This is a genomic window from Citrobacter sp. RHBSTW-00881 (genome assembly GCF_013728515.1).
In the GTDB taxonomy this organism is placed as follows: domain Bacteria; phylum Pseudomonadota; class Gammaproteobacteria; order Enterobacterales; family Enterobacteriaceae; genus Citrobacter; species Citrobacter braakii.
In genome coordinates, this window is sequence record NZ_CP056269.1 from 3,099,989 (window position 1) to 3,125,094 (window position 25,106).

Sequence of the window (25,106 nt, forward strand, 5' to 3'; positions counted from 1 at the left end):
ACAACATGGCGCTTTCGCACAAACGGCTCCGTTTGATTGCCGGTCGGCCCCGGCACAAGGCAGGATGCTGCATCAGCCATGTCTGCACATTCTGCCTGACAACTGGCGGCTGAGAGGCCATCAATTCGTTACCGGCATAAAAGGAAATCGATATCATCGGGCCTGCTCGACCATCGTAGCGATCCATACTGACTGTTTTTGCAAAAATACTGCCAGCGGCAGTTTACCGGCGGCAATATCATCCAGCGCCTGCTCCCACAACGCTGTCATTCCAGGGTCTTTGACAATATCCGGCAACATCGCCATCAGCGTGACAGCATTGTCTGTGGCAATAAGATAGTGCTTCTCTTTGCGGATATAGCCACGTTTCAGCAGGGTTTCAATAATGCCTGCGCGGGTCGCTTCTGTTCCCAGCCCGGCACTTTCTTTCAGTCGCTGTTTCAGTCGTTCATCTGTCACAAAACGGGACGCATTTTTCATCGCCGCAATCAGCGTCCCTTCGGTGTAATGTTCAGGCGGGCGGGTTTTCTGTGCCCGGATTTTTGCGCCGGTAACAGTACATTGTGTATTTTCCGCCAGTCGCGGAAGTGACTGTTTCTCATCAGTCTCAACTGTATCTTCGCTGAACAGCATCTTCCAGCCCGGCGTGACAACCACGTTTCCGGCGGCGGCCAGCGTATGCCCGGCACATTCCAGCCGCATCTTCGTTTTGTCCGCCTCATACAACGGCAGAAACTGCGCCAGATAATGACGGCGTATCAGGTCATAAACGCAACGTTCATCCTCACTCATTTTGCTGATATCCGCAGGCTGCATTGTCGGAATAATCGCGTGGTGAGCGGTGATTTTTTTATCGTCCCAGACGCGGGATTTTTGCTGAATATTGCACTGTGCCAGCAACGGTTTTAACGCCGGGTCTGTTTGTTGCAGGGCACTGAAAACCTGTGACACTTCGGCCTGCATGGACAGAGGAAGGTATCCACAGTCGGTGCGCGGATAGGTTGTCGCTTTGTGGGTTTCGTACAGACTCTGGGCGATATCCAGCACCTGCTGCGCCCCCATCCCCCATTTTTTCGAGCAGACCTGTTGCAGAGTGCCGAGGTCAAACGGCAGGGGGGCGGATTCTTTGATGCGCTTCGTTTCCGTGCTGATAACGCGGGCCTGCCTGGTTCGGTCAATATCCATCGCTGCCTGTTGCAGAACTGACTGATTAATACAGCGCCCTTCTTCATCGCATATTGCTTCAGATGCCAGCCACTGTGCCTGAAACGGAGTATTCTGCCCGGTCAGTGCAACGGTCAGCGCCCAGTAGTCGCGGGGGATAAAACGGGCTATCTGCTGGTCACGATTAACAATCAGATTCAACGTTGGCGTCTGTACTCTCCCGACCGAAAATACGCAGCCCTTCTGCCCAGGCGTTTGCCCTTTGAGGGTATACAGCCGAGTGAGATTCATCCCGCACAACCAGTCCGCTCTGGCGCGTCCCAGTCCCGCCTGGTACAACGACTCGGTAGCTTCGCCGGGTTTAAGCGATGCCAGCGCTTTACGGATGCTCGCATCGTCCAGCGCAGAGAGCCATAAACGGGAAACCGGCCCCCGGAATTTGCATGCATCGAGAATTTCACGCGCAATCATTTCGCCTTCCCGGTCTGCATCCGTTGCGATAGCAACTGAGGAGGCTTTTTTTAGCAACTTCTGAATAATGGTAAATTGTTTTTTTGTCGCTGGTTTTACCATGTTTTTCCACTGTTCCGGAATAATGGGTAAATCTTTCAGCACCCATTTTTTATATTTTAAGTCATACCCTTCTGGTGACTCCGCTTCCATTAAATGACCAAAACCCCAGGTAACAATAATATCTTTACCAATAAGACACCCATCACCTCTTTGCGTTGCACCAAGAATGCGGGCAATATCTCGCCCCTGAGACGGTTTTTCGCACAGAAATAATTTCATACGGCACTCCTGAAAAAAAAGGGCATCAGAAGATGATGCCCTAACGGGTTGGGAACCCATGTATGACGGGAAGGAAGATCAACCGCAGGATAACGTGATGAGAATTATTCGGGCAGGGGAAACTGTTTTCAGAATACGAAATTAAAGTAAGGAGATAGTTCAGATATGTGTCCAGGCTATCAGTCGGGCAAACTTAACCAGCTCAGGGTCATATATATGACTTTCAATATCACCGATTTCTGAACATCGGGACATCACCGTCATCACCTCATAACCGCAATCCACCAGCCACCATGTAATATGCTCGTCAAACCGGGTAATTAATTCGTCCATAATATATGCCTGATATTCAGCCAGAATTATATTATTCTCTCGTTCAGAACCTGTATATTCCATAAATAACCTCATGGTTAACAAAAAACGATGACGGTTTCCGCAAAAGCAGAAACCATCGTTGTGGGTTAATAAAAGTGTCAGAAAGATATGAAGAGGACATTATTTCATCAACTGTTTCGCGAGAGCGATTTCAACTGAGTCACCGTCTGAGTTAAGAATATCAAGCCCCGACTCAGGTAAATCGCCAGCCGTACTTTGCGCCACAGCAATTTTTCGCGCCATCAGGTCAAGGCAGGCCATCTGGGAGCTTCCGGCATAGCCGAGAAAAATCACCCTGACAGCCAGTTTTTGACCGATACGCCAGGAGCGACGAGCCGCCTGCAACAATGTGTACAGGTTAAATCCCGTCTGCATAAACACGATGGTCGGAAACTCCAGGAGATCCAATCCCGTTTTTACGAGCTCAGGATTGGTGACGATGACATCAATACCCCGCTCTACTTGCTCTGCCACCCAGTCTTCCCGTTGTTCAGGGGAAACCGTAGCGCGCAAGACGGCAACTTTAAGCTCGGCCTGTGTCAGCAGGGCTTTCAGCCGTGAAGTGGTATCACGCGTGCCGCTGTATGTGGAATAGGCCAGTACCTTACGGCCAGCAACTTTTTCTTCAAGACAGAGATTTATCAGCTCCTGCTCTTTCGGCGTGGCCTGCAGGTCCCCAAACAGCGAAGGCACAAAGGCCAGCGTCTGCCGGGTGCGCGGATGTTTCACCGTTTCCGGACGGAAACAACATTCTGGCCATGCCAGTAACACGTTGAGCACAACGCCGAGTAGCGTGGTATCACGCTTTCTCAGCGCCTGCTGCAGCGTTGCTGTCAGCGTACCGGACAGCTCCTGATAAGCATCATGCTGCACTGGTGTCATCTCCACTTCCCGGAACTCTTCCTGGTACGGCGGCAGAACACCGCTGCCCAGGTCTTTGAGCTTGAGAAAAACAGTGTATGGCAGGAGGCAACGCAATACTCCTTTCGGCCCGAATCCTGGCGCTTTAGACACACGTACGGACGTTTTTTTGCCCTTCGCGGTTTTATGCGCGTCGGTACTTTCAGACAGAACCTCTCGGAGCACACCGTGGTCGCGCATAAACTGCATGGCTGCGGCATTCAGACTACCATTGCGACCGGGGCGATAACCTTCCTCCAGCATCCGCTTTGTAAGAACCCGGAACAGAAGAAAGAAGATATCGTCGGCATAGCCCCCTATTAGCGTTCCCGTTAACAGCAGGATTTTTCTTACCTGTGATGCAAGGACTCCCATCGCCTGGCCCTGAGCAGAAGCGCCGCCTTTGTATTCGTGGCCTTCATCTATCACCATCAAATCGAACGTATTTTTAGGCAGGTGCTTTTTGATGAACTCACTGGCCTGGTAATTCCCCTCGCCGAAGCCAAACTCCATATTTGCCATCGCCCGCTCCATTCGGTTTGCCTGGCGGTCAGAGAAGACCAGTTCGCCATTGCTGTCCATCAGGTTGATAAACTCATACAGGTTATCGCCCAGCATAGAAGCCAGAAACTCATCACCAAAGGTGGTTTTCAGTTTCCTGGCAGTGGCCTCTCCTACTGTCGGAATTCGCTTCAGCGCCTTACTGACCATCTGCGACTGTAAATCCTCCGACAACCGGTTCGGGCGCATCAGCGTCCAGAGTGAAGTACGACAGTGCGCACATTTACGGGGGTTTTCTTCCTGTTGCAACCTGGAGGCAGAAATCCAGTGTCCATCAGTATCAGTGATGTGCTGCCCACAGTCAGGACAGACCCCAAAAGCAAATTCACCCCGGTGTCTTGTCGCAAATGCAGGTTTCCAGTGCCAGCCCATGCGCATCCGCACACGACCGAGGATAAAGAACTCCGGTCCGGTAGCGGGCGCATGAAGCTGATCGCGCAGAGCCATCAACTTAATCAGCGTATCAGGGCCGTTGAGAACCCAGACGCGTGCATTTTTGACAGTAGTCTGAATTTCCCGACGCCATTTATAAACCAGATGCGGAGGGGAAAGTACAAGAGTACGGCGGTAACCTTCATGATACAGGACTGTAGCTGTAGCAATCGCCATCAACGTTTTGCCCGTTCCCATTTCGGCATTAATGACAGCCGCACTCTCATTGCGATCGATAAGTAATCGGGTCACCGCCTGAACAACTTCAGCCTGTGCCGGGAAGGGCTTACGTATCAGCCCGTCCATCACAGCTTGACGTTTCGCATCAGGCGTTCCGTCATAAACAGGCGGGTGAGACAGATTCAGGGAATCCAGGAGGCTGTCACCGAATTCATCAATAAACGCATTCAGGGACAGAATGTTCGAAGGAATATCGGGTGTGGTCAGGTGCGTTACGGTCATGGTCATAATCCTTAATAAAAACGGGACAGACCATCCCCTGCGGGGAATGTTGTCCCGCTTGGGTAAATAACAGTAGAGGAATAATTTATTTCATCGGCAGCATAATGACTGTCTGCCCTGCTTTCGTGGTGATCCAAATAGTTATTTCCGGCGTAACCTGATGTATGTAGACTGGCCCCCTGAATCTCCAGACAGTTGGTATCACTTAAGTTAGTGATAGTCTTAATACTAGTTTTTAGACTAGTCGTTGGAGTCCGGATGATTGATGTTTTAGGTCCAGAGAAGCGCAGACGTCGCAGCATTCAGGAAAAAATTGCCATTGTTCAGAAGAGCTTTGAACCCGGCATGACGGTGTCGCTGGTCGCCCGTCAGCATGGTGTCGCTGCCAGTCAGTTGTTCCTGTGGCGCAAGCAGTACCAAGAAGGCAGCCTCATAGCCGTTGCCGCAGGAGAACAGGTTGTGCCCGCGTCGGAACTGGCATCTGCGATGAAGCAAATCAAAGAGCTGCAGCGCCTGCTGGGCAAGAAAACCATGGAAAACGAGCTGCTGAAAGAAGCCGTTGAATATGGTCGACAAAAAAAGTGGATAGCGCACGTGCCCTTGTTGCCGGAGGATGGCGAATAAGCCTTGTCAGCCGTTGCCTCCGGGTGTCGCGTGCGCAGTTACACGTCATTCTCAGACGAACCGATGACTGGAAGGATGGGCGCCGCAGCCGTGGCACTGATGATACGGATGCGCTTGCCCGTATACACCATGTTATCGGAGAGCTGCCCACGTATGGTTATCGCCGGGTGTGGGCTCTGCTCCGCAGACAGACCGAACTTGATGGTGCGGCAGTGATCAACGCCAAACGTGTTTACCGGATCATGCGCCTGAATGCACTGCTGCTTGAGCGTAAACCCGCCGTCCCCCCATCGAAACGGGCACATACCGGCAGAGTGGCCGTGAAGGAAAGCAACCAGCGGTGGTGCTCTGACGGGTTCGAGTTCCGCTGTGATAACGGTGAAAAACTGCGTGTCACGTTCGCGCTGGACTGCTGCGATCGTGAAGCACTGCACTGGGCGGCCAGCACGGGCGGCTTCGACAGTGAAACTGTACAGGACGTCATGCTGGGAGCGGTGGAGCGTCGCTTCGGCAGCGGCCTTCCGGCGTCGCCGGTGGAGTGGCTGACGGATAACGGTTCCTGCTACCGGGCGTATGAAACACGGCAGTTCGCCCGGATCGTGGGTCTTGAACCGAAAAACACGGCTGTGCGGAGCCCGGAGAGTAACGGAATAGCAGAGAGCTTCGTAAAAACGATAAAGCGTGACTACATCAGTATCATGCCTAAACCCGACGGGTTAACGGCAGTAAAGAACCTTGCGGAAGCGTTCGAGCATTATAACGAATGGCATCCGCATAGTGCGCTGGGTTATCGCTCGCCACGGGAATATCTGCGGCGGCGTACCAGTAATGGGTTAAGTGATAACAGGTGTCTGGAAATATAGGGTCAAATACAGTATGGATAAAACGTGGCCTATATTATTTTCAAGAGATTCAATATTTCTAACTCTTTCTGCCTCGTTAATACCGCCCCAGTCACCACGAAGGTGCATGGCGACAAAAGGCCCAAAGTTTATTCCCTCAAGCATAAGGTCATGTACTTCTGGTGTGACACTTACCTGTGTGGATGGAACGTGAATCATAAATATATTCTCCGCAATGATGCGACAGTTAAATAGTATGTGTGGGTTTATTATCCGGAAGTGAAATTATGACTGAACAAAAAACTCATCAGGCATGAACAGAAATTATCGTCTGGCTACGATCCGCACTGGTGCTGATTGTCACCATTCGTATGCCGCCGAAAGGATGAAAGTAGCAGGACAACAGGCTGTTGCTGTATTCCAGCGCATACCGGTTAGTCTGGCGCAAAGTCCGCGGAACGTCGCCCCAGTCACCGGAGGTATGTCTCTTCAGTAATTTCTGTATATCATCACCGCTGAGTTTATTTTCACTGTCATCCAGCAATAGATTTCCGAATAAAAAGGCAGTTTTATGCGTAAATTGTGGAAGTTCAAAAAAGCGAAGTTTCATAACAACAACCCATAGCTATCGTTCAGAAGATAACATGATCGTGGTGCTTCCACCTGCGGTCAGTATCCAGACTTCAGTTTTCGGAGTGACGTAATAAACCGAAAGAATTGTACCACCAGAACTAACTGCGCGGTTATTGGCATCTTTAGCCTCATCGCAGATATCTCCCCAGTCACCACATAAATGCCGGTTCAGGAAAGGTGGAATATCTGCACCTTCTATAATCATTTCGCTGATGCCAGGGGTAATACACAGACAACCGGGGGAAAATAAACGTGTCATAAAAAGTTCCTTAATAAATGACGGATTAAATAATTCAGAGTGATTTAGCGAATGGAAATCAGTTCACCGAAGGTTTGAGAATCCTGTGTCATATCCCATGCCGAAATAGCTGGTATAAAGCGGTCGGTCATAATGATGGTTTCAGTAATATTACCGTCATCATCTTCGGTAAATTCCGTTTTCCTGTTTTTCGTCTTGTAAGTGTCACCGCGTACAACCAACGTGCGGCCTGCCGGAGAGGTGATAACACCAGTAATAGCGCCAGCAGCGAGTGCCAGTGCAAGATGCCAGCGTGAAAGCTGCCGGACAGGCGGACGTGGAGGCTGAGGCTGAACACAAAGCTGCGTGGAGAATGACGGCCAGAGTCCCTGAACATGCAGGATCTCTTCTGCAAGTTGCACCGGCTCCATTGTCACACGGTAAAAATGTTTCAGCTCTTGTCGGACAACGGGGACGGTATAGGGAACAGACCACATTTCGGGAAGTGGCACCGCCGTTTCATCGCCTTTGCCAATAGCAATCAGACTCTGATAAATCTGTCTGACGCTGTTCTGGTTCTGTTGATTCTGACGAATACGCCGACCAAAGATCACCACCTGTTTGAACTGGTCTGTCGCTGCAGAAAACACCTGTACATCAGTGAAGCTGTTTGCCAGCCAGCCGGAAAATTCCTTATCGAGCGTGTAAAAAGGAATAACCATTACCAGAATACCGTTGTACATCAGGTTATCCACAACGCGCCGGTAGAACTGCTTTTCCAGACGGGCACGACCTTTTTTACTGAACTCAGGATCATTATCCTTCACCAGATCGCCGTAGGGTGGGTTAAGAAACAGTAATGAAAACGTCTGCTGCGAAATAATGGTGTCCATCAGATCGCTGTGCAACGTCACATCAGCCATCGTGGCACAATGGGCGGCGCGTTCTGCATCGTACTCTACGGCGTAAGCCTTCGCCTGTTCACCGAGGTGGCTGGCGATTTCCGTCACAGCGACGCCCTCTCCTGCACAGGGGTCCAGGAGCCGAATAGTACCGGAAGAGTCATCAGGAGACAGCGCAGTAAGAATGTGTTCCAGCGTGGTGTCATCGGTGGGAAAATATCCATTGCGTATAAAATTTTGTGCAAGGCGGGGAAACATCAGAGCCATAGTGAGTTGTCCTGAAATAAGAATAAGAAATCGGAACGTACCCGTGGTACAGGTACGTCCGTGATTACGGTCAGGCGGCACGAAAATAATAATCAGAGGCATGTGGTGTGGTGGAGAGTTCTCTCATAACAATAGCTTCGCTGATAAGTCTGGTCAGCACAGGCGTATCAAGAGAAAGCTGCCACCCCGTGAGTTCGCCGTAACCCCCAATGGGGATTAACATCTGCGAGGTCTGTATCAGCGTCAGTACCCGATCCCGCCAGTGTTCCAGTAAAGGCAGCGTGGTGGTTTCATTCAATAACGTCCAGACACGTTCACGCCAGTACGGATCATCACGCTTAAGCAGCAGGAATGCCTGACCATTCGCCCTGTCAGGTATCAGACAGCGCTTATCGAATAACCAGGCATGAACCAGCGTTCCGAAGCGAGTTTGCTGATGGCGGGAAGAACGTTTGTCGAAATTATCGTTATTGCCGGGGAAAAGAATGTGCTCGTTGATTGAAGCGTCTGTCAGGGTGAACTGCGTCAGCGCATCTTCGTTTTTCAGCGTCATACGGGCCAGCAGTTCCTGCACGGAAGTATCTCTGCCCCAGACGGAAAGAAAAAGCAAAGAGCGCCGCTCATCGCAGATATAACCATCAGACATAATATGAGGTACTTCGCTAAGCTGAAGCAGTGAGGGCATGGAAAACTCCTTAAATTAACGGGGCTTTCCCTGTCGGGAAAACCCGACAGTGGGGTAATAATCGGTGAAGATCAGTACTGCGCGGCAACAGCCGGTACGCCTGATTTGATAAAATGTTGCTCCTGCGCGGAAAAGTCGTAGCCCAGTTGTGTCAGGCGTGCTTTTTGTTGGCGCAGAATCTGACGAGGTACCGTAGCATCAAGTTTCACGATATTTGCCAGAGGCCAGAGTGGACCAAACAGCGTCTGATCACCGGACTCCTGCTCGGCGGGTGTCGGTAAGGTGAACTGCAGACGTTTTTTCCCCTTAGTTTCCGGGGCTTTTGCTGCTGGCGCTGATTTCGTTTTTTCCGGAAACGGTCGTTCTGATACAGGTTCTTTCGGTGTTTCTTCCTCCAACGGATCGTTAACCGGAGGAAGAAGCTTCCGCTCTTCATCCGGCGTCAGTTCAGTGTTGCTGGCAATATTCATAGCATCGAGACGGACGCGAATTTCAGAACCCGAGTTTGCTCCATAACTCCATGAATGCATGAAAATTCTGCCAATGACAAACTGACCTTCATAAGTCCCGGCGCTGTATTGTTCCAGCTCCCTGTCTTTGACCGAGAAACTACCAATGTCTGTTTCCAACAGTCCAACGTTAAAGGCACCATTGCGGCCATTAATTGTTCTCACAACCAGTTTTCCGGTCACAATAACCGGGGAGTGTTGAGCGGTATTCATTGTTCGATTCCTGATGAGGTATAAGATGGGATGGAGAATAAAAGCCACAAGGACTTCCATTCTCCGTGAATAATATCAGGCATCCACAGGCTGATTTTCAGCCGCGTTTTCCCGGTAAAATTCATGCCCGTCAATCTTCAGCGTGGTAATTTTAATCAGGCGACCTTTAATACCACAGCCGCACTGACCTTTTTTCTCACCCTTCTCATAGGTAAAACATTCGGGGTAAATATCGCCAACGCTGAAAGAAATCAGTACCTTCTGTTTTTTACTCAGCGCATCCTGACAGCTTTCCAGAAGTTCAACGGCTTTCTCGTTATAAACGCGCACATCAATATAAGTATATTCAGGAGAATCAGTTGTTCCCCGTAATGCGGCAATAGTACAGGCCAGAAAAGGATTCCCTTTTTTGGGTGTAACCTGACGCAGACGATTAACATAGCCAATACCACGAGTATGCAGGTCAAAATATTTACGTTCAGTATTCATGAGATATCTCCACAAAAAAATAAGCGGAGACAGTCCCAACGGGATTGTCTCCCGCAGGATGAGTGTATAAATGAATGGTCAATAATAACGACACTATACCGGAGGTACATTGCCTGTTTGCAGTCGTATCAGGCATTAAAGGGCAGGCATGACACTGAGACTCAGTGCGACAGCTTACAGCCTGGCTGTCAAAAGGCCCATCACAGGGATGGAAAGTGCAGGCTCAGTAAATAACAGGCCAGGTAGTTTCGCAAAGAGAAAACTGTTTTCATAATATAATTAAAAACAGCACCAGCCTGATGAAATCAGTATTTCATGAAATGTTCATTAAAAAAATCCTCTGCCATATGACAGAGGATTTGAGGTTAATAATTAACAGTATGGTATCTGAACTGAGTAGGTGTAAACGAAACTTCCAGGTCAGCGCTGTGACGGATAACCTCCTGAAGAACGTTATCCGTCACCGGCAATGTTTCACAAAAATCATCACCACCACAGACATCCCTGAGTTCATAGTACCAGTCGTCAAACTCAGCCAGGTCAGGATTGAAACCTTCTGCATAAGAAAGCGTTAATACTCTTCCAGTTTTTGGGTCAGACATACCGTTTTCCGGCATCATATACAGACCATGATCCTTAACAAGAAAAACAGCACATTGATTTTTCATCGCTTCCTGAATAACCGGAATTAACGTTTCAGCTTTAAAAATAACGCTACGGGCACCTTTCATCATAATCAGTTCCTTTGTTAGATTTCAGTCCGAGAAGACAAGATCCAGTTCATATATTTGTTGATGCAGCGTGGAACAGGATATTTCGGCAATACGTAATGTTTGCCCGGCAAGACCATGAACCAGACTGTCACTGTCCCAGCGGTACTTTTGCTCCAGTAACTTTATTCGCTGATGCAACTCATTCACATCATTCGCCAGCCGGGCAATATCCATTCGCAACTCTTCATTACCAGGGTAATTCATGATTTATTCTCCGGGAGGAATTTAACGACAGCACGGCATCAACCGGACACCTGTTTTCAGTCGCTGGCAGGTGTAAAGGGCTCGGGCGTCGCATAACTGCGGATAACTTTCAGCCCTGTTACCTGGGCGCCATAAAGGCAATCAAGCCTGTTCATTACACGCGAAGATGGAGGAAGCGAGCAGTGAAAACTCTGTTTTGCCCCATCAGAAATAATCGCTATTCACAGATACCGGTATAAATACCGTAGCAGGGCTGGCTGTCATTAATGGCCGCAATTTCATCGAATAACTTTCCACCGTGAAGGGAAAACGCCCATCGCCGATAGGTTTCAATACCGTGACTGTCCAGACTGATTTTGTTGATATCTTGTTCGGCTTTTAACGGGTCGCGGGTTGAAGGAAAAAAGGTGGAATTCCCGCGCGTGGAGCACGCAGCAACAATCCGCTCCCATTCTGCAACGCGCTGTATCTGCTCCGGGAAGCGCCGGAATATCACGCCCAGCTCTTTTTTCCGCGCATGAATACAGGGCATACAGCCGACGCGTGAACATCCCTGCTGATACAGCGGATTGGGCGGAATACCGTGACGTTTCGCCAGCGCAAAAACATCATCATGCGTCCACTGCAATAAAGGCCGGTAAACATGCAGGCCAGGCTGATTATCCGCATCCAACTCCAGTTCCGGCAAACGGGCACGTGACGCTGATTCCTGAGCTCGCACTCCTTGCCAGCTCACCACATCATCATACTGTCCCAGCAGCGGCTGAATTATCTGTTCATCAATCGGACGGTGCTTTAGGGAAGGTGCGAACAAGTCCCTGATATGAGATCATGTTTGTCATCTGGAGCCATGGAACAGGGTTCATCATGAGTCATCAACTTACCTTCGCCGACAGTGAATTCAGCAGTAAGCGCCGTCAGACCAGAAAAGAGATTTTCTTGTCCCGTATGGAGCAGATTCTGCCATGGCAAAACATGGTGGAAGTCATCGAGCCGTTTTACCCCAAGGCTGGTAATGGCCGGCGACCTTATCCGCTGGAAACCATGCTACGCATTCACTGCATGCAGCATTGGTACAACCTGAGCGATGGCGCGATGGAAGATGCTCTGTACGAAATCGCCTCCATGCGTCGGTTTGCCCGGTTATCCCTGGATAGCGCCTTGCCTGACCGCACCACCATCATGAATTTCCGCCACCTGCTGGAGCAGCATCAACTGGCCCGCCAATTGTTCAAGACCATCAATCGCTGGCTGGCCGAAGCAGGCGTCATGATGACTCAAGGCACCTTGGTCGATGCCACCATCATTGAGGCACCCAGCTCGACCAAGAACAAAGAGCAGCAACGCGATCCGGAGATGCATCAGACCAAGAAAGGCAATCAGTGGCACTTTGGCATGAAGGCCCACATTGGTGTCGATGCCAAGAGTGGCCTGACCCACAGCCTAGTCACCACCGCGGCCAACGAGCATGACCTCAATCAGCTGGGTAATCTGCTGCATGGAGAGGAGCAATTTGTCTCAGCCGATGCCGGCTACCAAGGGGCGCCACAGCGCGAGGAGCTGGCCGAGGTGGATGTGGACTGGCTGATCGCCGAGCGCCCCGGCAAGGTAAGAACCTTGAAACAGCATCCACGCAAGAACAAAACGGCCATCAACATCGAATACATGAAAGCCAGCATCCGTGCCAGGGTGGAGCACCCATTTCGCATCATCAAGCGACAGTTCGGCTTCGTGAAAGCCAGATACAAGGGGTTGCTGAAAAACGATAACCAACTGGCGATGTTATTCACGCTGGCCAACCTGTTTCGGGCGGACCAAATGATACGTCAGTGGGAGAGATCTCACTAAAAACTGGGGATAACGCCTTAAATGGCGAAGAAACGGTCTAAATAGGCTGATTCAAGGCATTTACGGGAGAAAAAATCGGCTCAAACATGAAGAAATGAAATGACTGAGTCAGCCGAGAAGAATTTCCCCGCTTATTCGCACCTTCCTTAGCTCAAACGTGCAGAACCGGGCGCGGGTGCTGGGAAAACGGCCTTTCCAGATACATAAATCCAGGAAGGGAATGCCACGGGGGTACATCTGTTCCAGCGTTTCAGCGACACGTTGTTCTGCACCCTGCGGCGTATAACCATATTTTTCAACAAGCTTAATGGGCCAGATATTCTGGATATAATTTCGCTTATTTATAATTCGCTGACTGAAATCTGCACGAACACGAATAACCGGTCCCAATTTCTGCTCCAGCAGGGAAATATATTCATACGTCAGGGGATGTTCGTGCCCGGTGTCAGCAAATATCACGACTGAATCAATATCCCACTCGCGGGATAATAACCAGAGTGCCAGTGAGTCTTTCCCACCCGACAAACTAATAACATGCCGGACTGCACCATCGGAAATTTTATTTTCTGGAAACATGACAGCAACCTCATTGTGATAAATGAAGTTGCTAATTAATGCTCAGATAAACCAACTGTCCTTACAGAAACAAATATGTATAAACAGAAGAATGACGCCATATTTCGACGTCATTCTTAATTATGACAACCAGCAGAAAAAGATATTACTCGCCCGCATTATCCGATGAATGATCACCCGGCGCTTTATCCGGTTCAGGTTTACCCAGCATCTGTAACATCCCGTTGATATCGACCACGATTTCAGTGGACTGGCGTTCTGCACCGATACTGTCCAGCCATTTCCTGACCTGTAATCGTCCCTCAAGATACACCTGGGTGCCCTTCTTAAGATGTGCGGCAGCTATTTCCGCAAGTTTGTTATACACTACAATCCGGTGCCACTGCGTCCGTTCTTTCGTTTCCCCGGTCTCTTTATCTTTCCATGAATCGCCCGTCGCCACGGAAAATACTGCCACAGGTTGTTTATCCGCAGTATAACGAACTTCCGGGTCTTGCCCTAAATATCCAATCAGGCAAACTTTATTCAGTCCTCTCTGGGCCATAATTTCATTTCTCCGGTTATTTATTTTGTTGCAGAGAAAACAGATGCTGAAATATTTCCCGCATCCATCATTTTTACTGAGCACTCACGTATCTGGCGCAGGATAAAAGTCAAAACAGACATCTGCATATTAAACACAATACGATCCCGCTCAATAGCAAGGAGTGCATCGCGCACCGTTTGTGGGACCGAGGGCTCCTGCACCAGTGCCTGCCATGCCGCAGTACCTGAACGATTATTCTGCTGGTTGCGCCAGCGCAGGAAATCTGCACCAGAACGGGCTGGCCCACGACATAACATTAAGGGTAAATACTGTAACGGCCAGCGCCACGCCCGGTGCAGTACAAGAGTCTGTATCTGGTGCAGGTTCGCCTTCGCGTCTGTCGCGTACCGCGCCAGCCTCTCCGGCTCTCTTACCCTTAAAAGATCCTTTGTACAGCTTTCGTAAGCAAGCCAGTCAGAACCCGTGAGCGCCCGATATTCCGTGACAGCATCAGGTCTCTGACTCATCATCTTCTGCCTCTGTTGCAGAATCCGACGAACGGGTTGATGCCGTTTCGGCGTCATCATGCGGATCTGGCGCAGTTACCGAAGTTTCGTCCACCTGAACAGGTACCGATGGTTGTTCATCAACAGCCTGGCGCAGCGGTGGTGCATACACTGAACGGCTGGAACCGCTGAATACCTCATCTGGCACCGGCCCGACCTGCTCTTCTGCTGCAATCGCTCTGGCATTATGATCACGGATATCCTGACGGGTGACCGGAATACGGCGGTATTTCTGGGCCAGTACCAGAATACTGCGAATCAGATTGCCGCCCTTCTGGCGCAGAGCGTTCATCTCCACACGATTAATCAGAGCCATATGCTGGGCCAGCAAAGCTTTACGCATCAGTTCATCAAAATCTGTCAGTAAATAGACTGCAATAAAGCCAAGTTGCGAGCTGGCAAAAACCGGGAATCGTGCAGGCTGGATACTGGCGCAACCCTCAACGGTCATCATTTCCGGTAACTGACTGAATACCACCTTCATGTTGTCGATAAGCGTGTTCATTTCAGCGCGGGCAAACAGAAGGCGTTCCTCCAGGCGCAGCATCCACAAATCGGCATAAGGGTTATCCGCCTGAGAATCCAGACGGATGATATTCATGATATTAAGGAAGCGTGGTATACCGATAATGCCGTGGATCTGCTCTGCGGGATCAGGTTGTCGGCCAGTCCAGGTTCGGGTCGCAAGGTGGGTATGCAGTTCGATAGTCACAGTGCTGCGTAAGGGGCCAGTGGTCAGCTGGACAGGGGTCATATCACTCATGGTGTTCACTCCGGCTGTGGTACGGGGAGTAATGAGAATGAAGCAGGACCATGTGGTGAACAACGAAAAACCAGAACCAGTAAACCGCAAGTATCTGAAGGCAACTTGGGAACATTACAATTGATTTTATCTACTGTTTCTCCGCATATTGATAGGGAAGCGCCCATCGATATTTGAGGTCAAATATCGATGGGCGCTTCCCTATCAATTATAGCTTTTTAATTGTCAATTTCTATAATATGAACTCACGCTTGTATACACCACAAAGATGTCATTTCCTGACAGGCTGATATCAGACGTGATATTTACGCTCGAGCTCTGTCTGGCACTCGATACACAACGATACTCCCGATATAAGTAATCGCCGTTTCTCTGGGATCGCCTCGCCACATTTACGACAGAAATACAATGATGAAGAGCCACTGGCAGCTATGCGTGAACGTGCGATCATGTTTTCAAGCTGCAGCTCATTAAATTCCTGGTCGCGATCTATCTCATCCATTATGTAATGCTCCCTGCGTCTCTTTTTCACACAACGTAATGCGGTTCCAGACAACAGTAAGTGAGAGGGAATCTCCCGCAGCCTCGCCGGAAAAAGATTCAGTTATATCCATCATCACATCCAGCGCATCCATAGACAGCAGGTTATCCGGGCGACGAGGTTTCCACAGCCGCCAGATCCTGGCATCCATATCCTCATCCGGTATTCGCGTTCTGCCTTGTGAAATACTAATTCCAATAAACCGGCGTCTTGCACTGATTTCAGCGGATGACAGGCCAAAAAAATCGCCGAGTAACTCAATCGAACCACCCAACGCGATAGCCCGGTTTATCCTTTGTTGTAGCTGAATTTCCTGCCTTGTCTGGGCAAGAAGCTGGCGCAGGACTTCATGATGAATAGTGACATTTAGAAACTGGGCAGAGGCACGACTCAGAATAAAAAGTTCATCCACAGATAAATTATTAATGGCTTCCAATTCGTTATAGGTAAAACCAAGCGATTCACAATGACGGATATTTCCTTCTTTCAACGCATGTAATGCATCTGTCAAAACGGCATAATTTAATGACGGGATCATAATAATTCTCCCTGACGTTGTTTATCGTATAAATGGCGGATATGGAGTGTTAGCTGGAAAATTTTGATCAATGTTTCCTCACTAATTCCCGCAGAAATATCAGGAGAGCCAGTTAACATTTTTCGCCAGATAACAGCACTACCAGGCAACTTCCCGGCAAGAAAAGATAATATTTGCCAGTAAATTTTACCTTCGTTTGACAACTCACCTTCCGGGGAAGCAATATCAAATATCCCATCAGAAGCAGGTGAAATAAGGAACTCCAGTCCGGCGTTACCTGCTAGTTCCCAGGCCATCTGATCAATTAGCGCCGATAACGCCTCCTGAGTATCAAATTGCCGATCCCTGCCAAGAAATAACTCATCAGTCGGTAGTGCAGAGGTAACCTGGTGATCAGATAAAAATCCCGGTTCAGAATAATGAGTGTTGGATGCAGGAGTAGTCACCCTATCAGAGCTAATTGTTTCCCTTTCTCCAAAATCAGAAAGTGACTGATCTGACGGAGTATCTGTTTCACTGTGATCCCGACCTTGAGAAGATTCTTCGGGCGATATTCTATCCCGGTATTTTTGCTCCACCCAGCGCTGTTCGCTGATATCGGGGAGTTCAGGAACAGGTTCACTACCAAGAATAGTATTACATTTTTGTGCTCTGGCATCGGTCACCAGTGCAACAGTATTATAATCAATATTCAGCGTCTGGCTTACCAGACCAGTCAGTTCATCCTGAATATGTTCAAGCGAGAAATCTGCTGTCGGTTCATTAAACGATGTCAATGCCATTGCAAAAATATCATCAAATAAAGGAACCTGATGTGCCGACGCCGGAAGAAATTCCTGGCAATATTTATCCCAGAACCGTTCCGTATTAGAGCGCAATGTCAGCAACCTCTCAGTATTCTTTCTTGACATCCCACTATAAAGTAGCTCAGGAATATAAGGAAGAAGATACTGGATAGTCGATGACATAATACTCAACTGGGTCTGTGAAACAGAATAACCGGCCTGACTCAGCATGCTAACCAAATCCCGCTGATAGCATTCACTATTTAATTTCTTGTATATTTCGACAGCATTTTGAACGCCAAGCGCCCGCTCAATAAAAGTCAGCGCCCCTCGCTTATCATTTTCTACAAGATGCCCCAACAGGCAATCAAGATTACCTTCTTCAATACTCCTGTCTGTATGCCATTCGCGATAATGGCAGATTATATTCCAGTATTTTTTGTCATGAGTTTCCAGCCAAAGCTCATTGAGTATCGCCAGACGCGTATTGCCGCCGCTGGCGATAATATAAAAATCCTCGCCAGGTCGACGGGTAATTTGTGGTAACTGTTCAAGTCCGCGATGACGGATAGATTCTTTAATTTCATCATAGTTCGGGTTACGGGTAATACGCGGATTTAAATCAAATGCCCGCAATTGTTCCAGTTCAACAGGCATAAGTATGCCCTGATCATTTTTCATTGATATGATCCTGAATAAGTCAATTAGTGATGGAAATAATTTAACGTTTATTTACTTTCGCATTAATCCAATCATCAATCTCGGATTCAAGCCATGCTACGCTGGCTGGGCCAATCTTGATGGACTTAGGGAATCCTTCTGTTTTCATGTAAGTGTAAACCTGAGAACGTTTCAGACCTGTTTTATCCATTACCTGTTTCAAACGCAAGAATCGGTAGGTTGTCATGATGTACCCCGTAGTGGTTTATCGGATAAGGTTACAACACCATGCTTTTCTTACGAAGAATAGCAGCAGCATCCGCATTACGGGTTCTCGTTACAGTAACGATGATTTATTAAAATGGGGCCCCCCTCTTTAAGGCTTTTTTTAGAGTATCACCACTTAACCGATCGGTAATGCCATCACACCTAGCCCATTCTTCAAAAATTGAGATTAACTTATAAGGATGATTGATTAATGTTCCCGTGATGTCATTGTGCTTACAGGCAAGCCATAGAAGTCGCGAGAGGGGGGTAGAAATTTGTTAAGAAGGCTTACTTACGATGGGGAAAAAAGTGTCTGTAAATTTTTCCAGATTATCTCTTTTCACCACAAAGTAGGCATCTCGCGGAAAATCATAAACAGGGAAATAATTTACCTCATTCATTATTAAACTATCCATATCAATCTCAGCACGATAACTGCCAACTTGATTCTCTGGAATGCAGTTTAATCTTTGAGAGATTCTTTGTCCTAAAGTTGTATATTCTAATATCTGAAAAATGTTAGTTTTATCTTTGACCAAAACACCACAGCACGTATTAAACTGTCCTTTTTCAGGGAGAGGAAACCCTAAAGATCGAGCCAGGAAATTTTGAGCGACCAAGCACTCATACCCTATTAATGGGGTATCCATGACATGGCAATGTGGGCGAATTATTTCATTTTCCGCTTTTAATTTCCAGCTCCACCCTGACTGTAAGCAATCATTACTTAGAAAACATAACTTGCTTATAATACCTTTCTTCTCCTCCACTAAGAAAAGTTTATTTTTTTCAGACTTAATTTTTTGGACTATAATCGGGGACTGAAAATATATTGATAGTGTTAGATACCCATAGAATGCATAGCGCCATACATCGCTACTGGTAATTGCAACACTACATTTTTTATTTATTATATTTGCGGCCTCATTTATTGTAACCCAAACTGGCATAGAGATATTTCTACTACAATATGGTAAAGCTTTCATTTTGTTTCCTCCTTTTATATTTAACAAACGCAAATAAAACAGATAACAGCACTTTAGGCCAATGAAAAACTAATTATAGGTATTAGACTTTTATTTCATTTGTAGCCACAAAACAATAAACTCATTAAAATCATAGAAATGCCAACTTAGATCTGGGTTGTTATATATATTCAAACTGGTAAGGTATTAATAAGTCTATTTTCTGATAAAATATTTTTATGACGAACACAAACACTCTTCAGAAAAGAGCTTTTTACTAATAAAAATTCATAAGTTAATTTAAAAAACTCTTATCTCTAAATGCCTCTGTTAAAGTCATATGGCAAACTAATCAAAAATGTGATCAAAGACTCATTTTGAGTGTGAAATCATTTATAAACGTAATTTTTTTGTCGTGATCCTCATCACAACAACAACACACAAATTTAATTAAACACATATATATCAATACGTTATTTATTTTACGTTATGAAAAACAAGCAATTGATCTCATAATGTTATTAGTTTATAACATCATATCATTGATTGTTAAGTTAGCTTAAGGCTTTCAGGTAGGCCAACTTATTCCCTGTTTCTTAATATGTTGGAGACTATATGGATTATGATTTTATTATCGTTGGAGCTGGCTCGGCAGGTTGCGTGTTGGCCAACCGATTGAGTGAAGATCCTGCGGTCAAGGTTCTGCTATTAGAAGCCGGTTCAAAAGATAATAATCTGATGATCCACATCCCCGGCGGCGTTGGGAAACTCTTTGGGCCAAAAGTTAACTGGCGTTTTCATACCGAGGAGCAGGAACATCTTGATAACCGTCGCATCTGGTATCCCCAGGGTAAAACGTTGGGCGGTTCCAGCTCCATCAACGCCATGATCTATATTCGTGGCCAGCGTGATGATTACAATCATTGGGCGTCACTGGGCAACGAAGGCTGGGATTATGACAGTGTACTGCCTTACTTCCGTAAAGCAGAAGATAACGAGCGTTTCTCTGACCATTACCACGGAACGGGCGGCCCGCTATGGGTATCCGATCAACCTACGCCACACGTGCTCTCTAAATCCTTTGTTCGCTCAATGCAGACATGGGGCCTGCCGTTTAACCATGATTTCAACGGCGATACCATGCACGGCTGCGGTTTCTATCAGGTCACCTGCCGAAGCGGACGTCGCCGTTCTGCAGCAGTGTCATACCTGAACCCTGTTAAGCAACGCAATAACCTCACAATAATGACTGGCGCGCGAGTCACACGCATTGTCACTCAAAACGGTCGCGCCACCGGGATTGAAGTTGCAGAGGGTAGGCAAAGGATTGTCTATCGTGCTACCACTGAAATCGTCCTCTCCTCGGGGGCAATCAATTCTCCGCGTTTATTGATGCTTTCAGGTATTGGTGACCCGCTAGATCTTCAAGCTGTTGGCATCCAGACGGTCCACGACCTGCCGGGTGTGGGTAAAAATCTTCAAGATCACCTATGCACTAATCTTCATGTGGGAATTAAGGACCCTATCAGCTATGACCGGCAGGACCGTTATCCACAGGCGCTGGGGCATGGTTTACAGTGGCTACTCTACAAAGGTGGCCCTGCAGCCGCTTGTATTGTTGAGGGCGGCGGGTTCGCTACGGTAGCAGGGGCAACGAGGCCGAATTTGCAAATTCATATGGCTCCCGCTTTTGTGGTTCGCGGTGGTCAAACGGCAATGCCCGGCCACGGTTTTACCATCAATTCAACGTATCTGCGCCCTCGCAGTCGTGGGTATGTAAAGCTGCGCTCATCAAACTTCATCGATGAACCGATGATTAATCCACGTTATCACAGCGATCCTCGCGACCGTGAAATGTCTCTGGAATCCATTAAGACTATCCGCGAGATCCTTTGCCAGCCTGATATCGCTAAATACATCGATAAAGAAGTACTGCCCGGGCCTCAGGCAAAAACAGATAAAGAAATAATGGATTACGTCAGGCAATACGCCTGCTGTGACTACCACCCCGTGGGCACTTGCAAAATGGGCCTCGATAACATGGCAGTGGTCGATTCCCGACTCAAGGTCAGAGGTCTTGAAGGGCTGCGTGTGGTGGATGCCTCCATCATGCCCAAGCTCATCAGTGGCAACACTAATGCTCCGGCCATGATGATTGGCGAGAAAGGAGCGGACATGATCAAACAGGATCATTGTTAATTTTGAATGAGGTCAACATGAGAAAGTACATACAACATTACCAGGGATTTGAAGCTACCGGTGCGCTGGAATACATTCAGCGTAAGAGTCCGGACGGGAAAACAGTTCACGCTGAATTTGTAGCTGGCACCCGTGAGCACGCTGAGCAGGCTATTGCATGCGCTGTTGAGGCTTTTACTGCCTGGTCAGAACTGCCTGGTACTCAGCGTGGCCTTATACTTAATCGCTGGGCCGATCGTGTAGAGGCGCATGCTGAGCAACTCGCCATCATTGATGCCGAAGAGGTACGAAAACCTATACGCCTCTCCCGTGGTGATATGAACGCCGCAGTATCCCTGATCCGTTATGCGGCATCTCTGGCAAGCCAGTTGGAAGGTGAAGCCTTTACGGATGCAGGCCCAGATAAAATGGGGATCACTATTCGCGAAGCGATTGGCGTTGTAGGCGCAATCCTGCCGTGGAACTTCCCGGGATTGATTTTTTGTCAGAAGGTTCCCTTCGCACTGGCTGCCGGATGCACGGTTGTGGTGAAACCGTCTGAGTTTACCTCAAGTTCTGCACTTGAACTGGCTAAACTGGCTGAAGAAAGCGGCGTACCTGCCGGTGTCATTACTGTAGTGACCGGTTACGGCGCTCCTGTGGCCGAAACTATCACCCGCCATCCGGACGTAAAACTCGTGACGTTTACCGGCTCAACGCAGACCGGACAAAAAATCATTGAAAGCTCTGCCAGCACCATTAAACCGTTATCTCTGGAACTGGGAGGAAAAGCAGCAAGTATTGTGTTTGAGGATGCTGATTTGCAAAAAGCAGCAGAGAAAGTTGCGTTCGCAGCCTTCTTTAACCAAGGAGAATGCTGCGTGGCCCAGTCGCGTCTTCTTGTCCAGCGTGGTGTGGCCGATCGATTCACAGAAATGGTTGTTGCTGAAACGCGGAAAATTATCAGCGGCGACCTGTTAAATCCAGAAACGGAAATCGGTTCGCTAATCCACAATGGCCATTTTGAGAAAGTGAAAGAAATGGTAGCGAAGGGCGAATCCCACGGTGCGCAGGTTATTACCGGTGGTAACGCCGACGCCAATGCGGAACAGGATTATTACCCCCCTACCATTCTGAACAATGTTGCGGCAAATAATCCGGCATTTCTCGAAGAAATTTTCGGACCAGTACTGACCGTAACGCCTTTTGATACCCTGGAAGAAGCGGCATATCTGGCGAACCTGCCGGGATATGGCCTGTCCAACAGCATCTGGTCGCAGGACATCACCACCTGTCTGCGTCTGGGTAAAAAGCTTCTCAGCGGTACTGTATATGTCAATACGGCTATTGATGGCCAGCCGCAGTTTGCATTTGGCGGTTATAACAAGAGCGGCTATGGCCGTGAAATGGGTAAGCATGGATTCGAAGAATTCACGCAGGTTAAAACCCTTTCAATCGATATCACACGTTAATTACCTGCCGTTAGACACTCCCCCGAATTCCGTCGGGGGATATAAAAAATAATCTCTGATCCTGAGGGGACTGCTATGAGTCAAACCCTGAGTAGTACAGTTGCGCCTAAAAATCGCTACGTGCAAATTACTGGCTTTCTTGCAGCATTAGGAGGCCTTTTATTCGGCCTTGATGTCGGCGTTATTGCCGGGGCTTTACCCTTTATAGAGAAGGAGTTTCTTGTTAGCGATCACACGCTTGAATGGATAGTCAGCGCATTGCTGGGCGGAGCGGCCATTGGCGCATTGCTTGCTGGTTGTTTCTCACCCGCTTTGGGTCGCAAAAAAGTATTGCTCTTCTCAGCAGTCATTTTTCTGCTCGGCGCTCTCTTCTGCGCGTTCGCCTGGTCTCCCGGTTCACTGATTTTAGCCCGATTCGTGCTAGGGCTCGCCGTCGGTGGGGCATCATTTACGGCTCCCGTGTACATATCAGAAGTCGCCCCCCGTCAGTATCGGGGCGCCATGATTTCCGTTTATCAGTTAATGGTCACCATCGGCATTCTCTGCGCATTTTTGTCTAATACCGCCCTGAGCTATTCTGGAAGCTGGCGATGGATGCTGGGTGTTATCGCTATCCCAGCAGCATTGTTCCTGATAGGCACCGCTCTATTACCTGAAAGTCCACGCTGGCTACTGATGCGCAAGCGAGAGGTAGAAGCGAAATTGATCCTGCTTAAGCTTCGCAACAGTGAGAGTATTGTTGCAGATGAAATCAGTGAAATTAACGAGCAACTACGCGTTCCACAGCAGGGCTGGTCGCTATTCAAGTCAAACAGCAATTTCCGCCGTTCGGTATGTCTGGGTATTCTGCTACAGGTCATGCAGCAGCTTACCGGAATCAATGTCATCATCTATTATGCACCGCGCGTATTCGAGCTTGCAGGATATAGCGACACCACCATGCAAATGTGGGGGACGGTCATTGTAGGTGTTACTAACGTGCTTGCAACGTTTATAGCGGTAGGTTTTATCGATCGCTGGGGCAGAAAACCTATTCTTTATATCGGTTTCCTGGTAATGGCAGCGGGTCTGGGTATTCTTGGTTATCTCTTTGAATCCGGTCACACTGTAAGCGGTGCAATTATCCTGAGTGCGCTGGAGCAAAAGGTGGCAGTGCTGAGCCTTCTGGGCTTTATTGTTGGTTTTGCCATGTCGGCAGGACCTTTGGTATGGACGCTTTGCGCCGAAATCCAACCTATAAAAGGCCGTGATTTTGGTATCACTATCTCAACGATTACCAACTGGGTAGTTAACATGATGGTTGGTGCAACCTTCCTGACCTTACTTAATACGCTGGGCGGCGGTCAGACATTTATGCTTTATGCCGCAATGAATCTGTTCTTTATCATTCTGGTGGCGCTCTATGTCCCGGAAACAAAAGGCGAGTCGCTGGAAAATATTGAAAAACGGTTACTCGATGGCGTTGCGCTAAGAAAGCTAGGACGTTAACCACACCACAGGCACGCTACGCTGACTGCGTGCCTGTGATTTTCCATGCGCTTAACGGACTATCCCAGCCAGATTAGTACAATACGTGAGTCGCTGCCACGCCTCTTCCACTGCGTCTGGAACCGTAACATGACCAATAAAACCGGCTCCTTTCGGCCCATATCCACCAGCATCATCACGCAATCGCTTCACTTCGCCCAGGGTCATGGATATATAGCGATTGAGATCCCAAACGCCTGGAAGCTGGCCCCCAGTAATCATATACCGCCCATTGACCTGTTTCAGTTTCGGCTTAAAGACCGGCCAGTTAATAAAATTTGCTGACAGATTTTGCTGTTGCCAGCAAAAGCGAAAAGACTCATAAGTACGCCGCTGCATCAATGGGTCCTGGACTAGTATGACATTCTGTGCCGTTAATTTTTCTTTCAAAATGAGATTACGTGTGAATAAAGCATTGAGGCCACAATTAGTTGATTTATCCTCAAGATAAATTTTATCCGCACCAATACCAAAAACCATCTTCGCAATGTCAGCCAGAATTTTAGCTTCACTGTCATTTAACGAATATTTCAATGAGGCTGAGATATAAGCATTGCATTTTACCGCCTCTTTCAGTAATTCGGTTGAATGCCCTATTCCGCCACTAAAGATCACCGGAATATCAGCATTAGCGGCAAAATTCACCGCACCAACAATATTAGGCATGATCGCATGACCAGCAAGAATAAGCATCTCGGGTTGAAGATTATCCTGGGAGGAAAAGTCATCAATGGAAAGCCAGTCAGAAATTGTATTCAAGTCCTTTACCGTAGGATCGGTTAGCTTCATCATTTATTTTCGCTCGAATCACTAATGCAGCCATAGTCTA

26 protein-coding genes and 1 pseudogene are annotated in these 25,106 nt (G+C 48.1%); 5 read left to right on the forward strand and 22 right to left on the reverse strand.

Annotation, left to right across the window (positions count from 1 at the left end):
• Positions 1-153: 153 nt before the first annotated feature.
• The 3 genes from HV311_RS15025 to HV311_RS15035 form a co-directional block, all read right to left on the reverse strand.
• Positions 154-1,956, reverse strand: coding sequence for a DNA topoisomerase III (locus HV311_RS15025; RefSeq protein WP_046481302.1), 1,803 nt, complete (start codon positions 1,954-1,956; stop codon positions 154-156).
• A 159-nt stretch (positions 1,957-2,115) separates the two neighbouring features.
• Positions 2,116-2,289 carry a hypothetical protein gene (locus HV311_RS15030; RefSeq protein ID WP_155403988.1) on the reverse strand — a complete coding sequence of 58 codons (174 nt, stop codon included), beginning with the start codon at positions 2,287-2,289 and terminating at the stop codon, positions 2,116-2,118.
• A 162-nt stretch (positions 2,290-2,451) separates the two neighbouring features.
• Positions 2,452-4,686, reverse strand: coding sequence for a DEAD/DEAH box helicase (locus HV311_RS15035; RefSeq protein WP_306463071.1), 2,235 nt, complete (start codon positions 4,684-4,686; stop codon positions 2,452-2,454).
• 258 nt (positions 4,687-4,944) lie between these two features.
• Between HV311_RS15035 and HV311_RS15040 the strand changes: the two genes are divergently transcribed.
• Positions 4,945-6,173, forward strand: a protein-coding gene (locus tag HV311_RS15040; RefSeq protein WP_163428417.1) for an IS3 family transposase whose coding sequence is annotated in 2 segments (ribosomal slippage) — positions 4,945-5,260 and positions 5,260-6,173 — 1,230 coding nt in all. Because the reading frame shifts where the segments join, the coding sequence is not laid out codon by codon here.
• A gap of 286 nt (positions 6,174-6,459) precedes the next feature.
• Here HV311_RS15040 and HV311_RS15045 read toward each other — a convergent pair.
• The 9 genes and pseudogenes from HV311_RS15045 to HV311_RS15085 form a co-directional block, all read right to left on the reverse strand.
• On the reverse strand, positions 6,460-6,762 hold the full coding sequence (locus HV311_RS15045) for a hypothetical protein (protein ID WP_049106072.1): 303 nt from the start codon (positions 6,760-6,762) through the stop codon (positions 6,460-6,462).
• A gap of 15 nt (positions 6,763-6,777) precedes the next feature.
• Complete coding sequence (locus HV311_RS15050; RefSeq protein ID WP_046481306.1) at positions 6,778-7,044, reverse strand: hypothetical protein; 267 nt, start codon at positions 7,042-7,044, stop codon at positions 6,778-6,780.
• A gap of 44 nt (positions 7,045-7,088) precedes the next feature.
• The gene (locus tag HV311_RS15055) at positions 7,089-8,192 is read right to left on the reverse strand and encodes a DUF6094 domain-containing protein (protein WP_046481307.1); all 1,104 of its coding nucleotides are present in this window, start codon (positions 8,190-8,192) and stop codon (positions 7,089-7,091) included.
• A 70-nt stretch (positions 8,193-8,262) separates the two neighbouring features.
• On the reverse strand, positions 8,263-8,877 hold the full coding sequence (locus HV311_RS15060; RefSeq protein WP_182279900.1) for a hypothetical protein: 615 nt from the start codon (positions 8,875-8,877) through the stop codon (positions 8,263-8,265).
• A gap of 71 nt (positions 8,878-8,948) precedes the next feature.
• On the reverse strand, positions 8,949-9,599 hold the full coding sequence (locus HV311_RS15065; protein ID WP_046481309.1) for a DUF3275 family protein: 651 nt from the start codon (positions 9,597-9,599) through the stop codon (positions 8,949-8,951).
• Between the two features lie 75 nt (positions 9,600-9,674).
• A complete protein-coding gene (locus HV311_RS15070) occupies positions 9,675-10,088 on the reverse strand; it encodes a DUF3577 domain-containing protein (RefSeq protein WP_046481310.1) in 414 nt (137 codons plus the stop codon).
• Positions 10,089-10,453: 365 nt separating this feature from the next.
• Complete coding sequence (locus HV311_RS15075) at positions 10,454-10,822, reverse strand: DUF3085 domain-containing protein (protein ID WP_049106069.1); 369 nt, start codon at positions 10,820-10,822, stop codon at positions 10,454-10,456.
• A gap of 21 nt (positions 10,823-10,843) precedes the next feature.
• A complete protein-coding gene (locus HV311_RS15080) occupies positions 10,844-11,065 on the reverse strand; it encodes a hypothetical protein (protein WP_046481311.1) in 222 nt (73 codons plus the stop codon).
• 217 nt (positions 11,066-11,282) lie between these two features.
• A pseudogene (locus HV311_RS15085) lies at positions 11,283-11,864 on the reverse strand (phosphoadenosine phosphosulfate reductase domain-containing protein); the annotation flags it as partial.
• A 68-nt stretch (positions 11,865-11,932) separates the two neighbouring features.
• Between HV311_RS15085 and HV311_RS15090 the strand changes: the two are divergent.
• Positions 11,933-12,913 carry an IS5-like element IS5 family transposase gene (locus tag HV311_RS15090; protein ID WP_064349473.1) on the forward strand — a complete coding sequence of 327 codons (981 nt, stop codon included), beginning with the start codon at positions 11,933-11,935 and terminating at the stop codon, positions 12,911-12,913.
• Between the two features lie 108 nt (positions 12,914-13,021).
• Here the strand turns inward: HV311_RS15090 and HV311_RS15095 are convergent, their stop codons facing one another.
• The 9 genes from HV311_RS15095 to HV311_RS15135 all read right to left on the reverse strand — a co-directional run bounded on the left by HV311_RS15095 (position 13,022) and on the right by HV311_RS15135 (position 19,121).
• Positions 13,022-13,489 (reverse strand): phosphoadenosine phosphosulfate reductase domain-containing protein, encoded by a 468-nt coding sequence (locus HV311_RS15095; protein WP_191220133.1) that lies wholly within the window; start codon positions 13,487-13,489, stop codon positions 13,022-13,024.
• A gap of 145 nt (positions 13,490-13,634) precedes the next feature.
• Positions 13,635-14,033, reverse strand: coding sequence for a single-stranded DNA-binding protein (gene ssb, locus HV311_RS15100; protein ID WP_046481313.1), 399 nt, complete (start codon positions 14,031-14,033; stop codon positions 13,635-13,637).
• 20 nt (positions 14,034-14,053) lie between these two features.
• Positions 14,054-14,545 (reverse strand): DUF3158 family protein, encoded by a 492-nt coding sequence (locus HV311_RS15105; protein ID WP_049106066.1) that lies wholly within the window; start codon positions 14,543-14,545, stop codon positions 14,054-14,056.
• Complete coding sequence (locus HV311_RS15110) at positions 14,526-15,344, reverse strand: PFL_4669 family integrating conjugative element protein (protein ID WP_046481314.1); 819 nt, start codon at positions 15,342-15,344, stop codon at positions 14,526-14,528. The genes HV311_RS15105 and HV311_RS15110 overlap by 20 nt, the downstream gene beginning before the upstream one ends.
• A gap of 292 nt (positions 15,345-15,636) precedes the next feature.
• Positions 15,637-15,849: a TraR/DksA family transcriptional regulator gene (locus HV311_RS15115; RefSeq protein WP_046498025.1), complete on the reverse strand. Its 213-nt coding sequence runs from the start codon at positions 15,847-15,849 to the stop codon at positions 15,637-15,639.
• Complete coding sequence (locus HV311_RS15120; RefSeq protein ID WP_077259937.1) at positions 15,839-16,423, reverse strand: DUF2857 domain-containing protein; 585 nt, start codon at positions 16,421-16,423, stop codon at positions 15,839-15,841. The genes HV311_RS15115 and HV311_RS15120 overlap by 11 nt, the downstream gene beginning before the upstream one ends.
• On the reverse strand, positions 16,420-17,889 hold the full coding sequence (locus HV311_RS15125) for a ParB family protein (RefSeq protein WP_052746915.1): 1,470 nt from the start codon (positions 17,887-17,889) through the stop codon (positions 16,420-16,422). Before HV311_RS15125 ends, HV311_RS15120 begins: the two co-directional genes overlap by 4 nt.
• A gap of 40 nt (positions 17,890-17,929) precedes the next feature.
• Positions 17,930-18,115 (reverse strand): AlpA family transcriptional regulator, encoded by a 186-nt coding sequence (locus HV311_RS15130; protein ID WP_046481316.1) that lies wholly within the window; start codon positions 18,113-18,115, stop codon positions 17,930-17,932.
• Positions 18,116-18,413: 298 nt separating this feature from the next.
• Complete coding sequence (locus HV311_RS15135; RefSeq protein ID WP_191220134.1) at positions 18,414-19,121, reverse strand: hypothetical protein; 708 nt, start codon at positions 19,119-19,121, stop codon at positions 18,414-18,416.
• Positions 19,122-19,715: 594 nt separating this feature from the next.
• On the opposite strand from HV311_RS15135, the gene HV311_RS15140 reads away from it, so the two are divergent.
• The 3 genes from HV311_RS15140 to HV311_RS15150 all read left to right on the forward strand — a co-directional run bounded on the left by HV311_RS15140 (position 19,716) and on the right by HV311_RS15150 (position 24,238).
• Positions 19,716-21,299 (forward strand): GMC family oxidoreductase, encoded by a 1,584-nt coding sequence (locus tag HV311_RS15140; protein ID WP_182279898.1) that lies wholly within the window; start codon positions 19,716-19,718, stop codon positions 21,297-21,299.
• Between the two features lie 17 nt (positions 21,300-21,316).
• Positions 21,317-22,750 carry an aldehyde dehydrogenase family protein gene (locus HV311_RS15145; protein WP_182279897.1) on the forward strand — a complete coding sequence of 478 codons (1,434 nt, stop codon included), beginning with the start codon at positions 21,317-21,319 and terminating at the stop codon, positions 22,748-22,750.
• Between the two features lie 75 nt (positions 22,751-22,825).
• A complete protein-coding gene (locus tag HV311_RS15150; RefSeq protein ID WP_182279896.1) occupies positions 22,826-24,238 on the forward strand; it encodes a sugar porter family MFS transporter in 1,413 nt (470 codons plus the stop codon).
• Between the two features lie 51 nt (positions 24,239-24,289).
• On the opposite strand, the gene HV311_RS15155 is transcribed toward HV311_RS15150, so the two are convergent.
• Complete coding sequence (locus tag HV311_RS15155) at positions 24,290-25,069, reverse strand: YdcF family protein (protein WP_226991639.1); 780 nt, start codon at positions 25,067-25,069, stop codon at positions 24,290-24,292.
• Between the last annotated feature and the right edge of the window lie 37 nt (positions 25,070-25,106).